Genomic DNA, 2,363 nt, shown 5'->3' on the forward strand with positions numbered 1-2,363 from the left:
ATATATTTATAACTTCTTAGAAAATATCAGATATGTATAGATTAATCATCATTATATTATTGATTTGTGGGTATTAACTAATTATGGCGTAAAGAATTATTACTTTAGCAGAAAGCTAACTAATGCCACAGAGAAGACCTAATTTAGACGTGAATTTATCTTAATAAATAGTCCGCTTAGCCACTTTCGTTTAAGTAATTACATAGATAAGACTTCAAGATTTTATTAGTCTGTAATTCTTTCATCATAAATATCCGCAAAACAACATGACTTTTTCGTGCTTGATATATAAGCAATTTAAATGTAATTTCATATAGACTTTAAATTCATCTACTTTTAATTCTATGGATTGGTAGACAGAAAAGGAAAAGAAAATGACTAAATCACACGTTATATTGATCGCTACTGCACTTTGCTTAGCCTACTCCACTTATCATTTTTATTCTCTAGAGAATAAAAACTCAAAAATCTTTGAAAAACAAAACTTGGAATTAACATCAACACTTAAAACGTTAGATAATAAACTAAAGGCACAAGTTTCAGCGCTAATGAAAGAGTTAAAAGACAACCAAGCAATGATAGCTTTGTTACAAAAATCGAACTTAAAAATGAAAGAAAAAAATATTGAAAACCTTAGTGAAATGGCTGAGGAATCTCCTTCTAATATTAAAGAAAAACAGCAGGAAAGCAGTTATGATTTAGTAGAAGAAAAACAAAAAGCAAATAAGTTCTTTAAAAGTTTTGGTTTTGATGAAAAAAGCTTAAAAAACTACAAACACGGCATAGATGAAAATTTTGAAGAAGAACTTGTAGATTATAATTGGGCTCCTGAGTATGAACAGAATATAAGAGCTTTAGTGAATACGGATGACACGAGTAGTTATGACATTCAAGAATTGACCTGTAAATCGACGGCCTGTGAAATAAAACTTGCAGCCACTCAAGATGAAGGTTTGTTTATTGGCAGAAACTTTACCCAGCTTTTAAAAAAACAAAAATGGTTCAATAAAAATGGTGATATTACTTTTTATCCTATTGTTGCTGATGGGACCATTAGGGTAAGAGTAGTGAGAAGTGAATTGTAACGTTATCTGTGGTACTTATTGGTAAATCAACTACAATGGCAATACTTGGGCAATAGTAGTTGTTTTGTCATAGCGGAAATAGAAAACTTGTCACTTGAGAGGATCTAAATAAACTCATAAAACTAATATATTCATTAGCACAAAATAGTTCCTCCAGAGTTGCTTTTGGGTATCAAAACCATCTCACTCGTTTTTGGATTTAAATACAACCAATATTCAGCTTCTAGCGATAAGCTGAATATTGGTGCTCATCACTTTCACTAAGCGCATAAAGAAGTAATTAGCAAATCAAATTAACTGCCGCCGCTTTATGCTCAGGCGCTAAATGCGCATATCTTAATGTCATTTTTAAATCACTATGACCTAATAACTCACGGACTGTATTTAAATCAACACTTGCCATGACTAACTTACTGGCAAAATGGTGACGTAAATCATGAAAACGAAAATGAGTGATGTTGGCTTCATCTAATATTTCAGCCCAAAGAGACGGAAAGTCTTTTAAAGGTTGATTGTTCCTATCTTTAAAAACATAACCTTCGTTACCTGATAGTTTTTGCCACTGAATAAGTTCATTAAACGCCTCTGTATTAAGCGGTAAATGGCGAGTATTACCAGACTTAGCGTTTTGAAAATCTACTGTCAGTATTTTATTATCAAAGTTAATATTATGCCATTGCAGAGATAATAACTCCCCTTTGCGCATGCCTGTATTCATTGCGAGTAAAACGATGACTTCTAAAAACGCTTTATCACATGCTTTAAGGCTTTCACGTAACCTACTTTCCTCATCTTTAGACAAGTAACGTACTTTTGAATTATCAACGGTTAGTGTTTTAACCTTACGTAAATCATGATTATCAATAACACCCCACTCAACCGCTCGACTTAAACACCCCTTAATCGTGTTTATTTGACGATTAGTTGTTGCAGGCTTAACACCATCAGCTAAACGCTTATTTCTCCATTTCTCGATCTCCCACGCATTAATATCGGATAATTGAAAGTCCATCAACTTAGGAAATGACGATTTAAACGCTTTCACTGTTTTTTCGGCTGTTTTAGGATTGCGTGATTTTAGCCAAGGTGTGTACTTTTCATCTAAGAAGTATTGGAGTGTAGAGAATTTGGAATACTTGGTACTAGTACGTTCTTGTTTTCTTAACGCTTGAACATCTACACCTTGAGTAACGTCGGCAATTTTACTTTTTGCTAAATCTCTTGCTTGAGCAGGTGTCATTTGACCATCAACACCTAATCGGTAATTAACCTGTTTTC

Annotated in this window: 2 protein-coding genes; one reads left to right on the forward strand and one right to left on the reverse strand. The window is 33.1% G+C overall.

Annotated elements, in window-relative coordinates; genetic code table 11:
• Positions 1-374: 374 nt before the first annotated feature.
• A complete protein-coding gene (locus tag H4J57_RS19315; RefSeq protein ID WP_182243965.1) occupies positions 375-1,085 on the forward strand; it encodes a hypothetical protein in 711 nt (236 codons plus the stop codon).
• 280 nt (positions 1,086-1,365) lie between these two features.
• Here the strand turns inward: H4J57_RS19315 and H4J57_RS19320 are convergent.
• On the reverse strand, positions 1,366-2,363 hold a 998-nt coding region (locus H4J57_RS19320; RefSeq protein ID WP_182243966.1), incomplete at its 5' end, for a tyrosine-type recombinase/integrase.

The sequence above is a fragment of the Colwellia sp. BRX8-7 genome (genome assembly GCF_014077275.1).
In the GTDB taxonomy this organism is placed as follows: Bacteria; Pseudomonadota; Gammaproteobacteria; order Enterobacterales; family Alteromonadaceae; genus Colwellia_A.

What these genes read in the sequence shown, in the direction of transcription:
- H4J57_RS19315 (WP_182243965.1), top strand. Translation starts at nt 375, where the DNA reads ATGACTAAATCACACGTTATATTGATCGCTACTGCACTTTGCTTAGCC.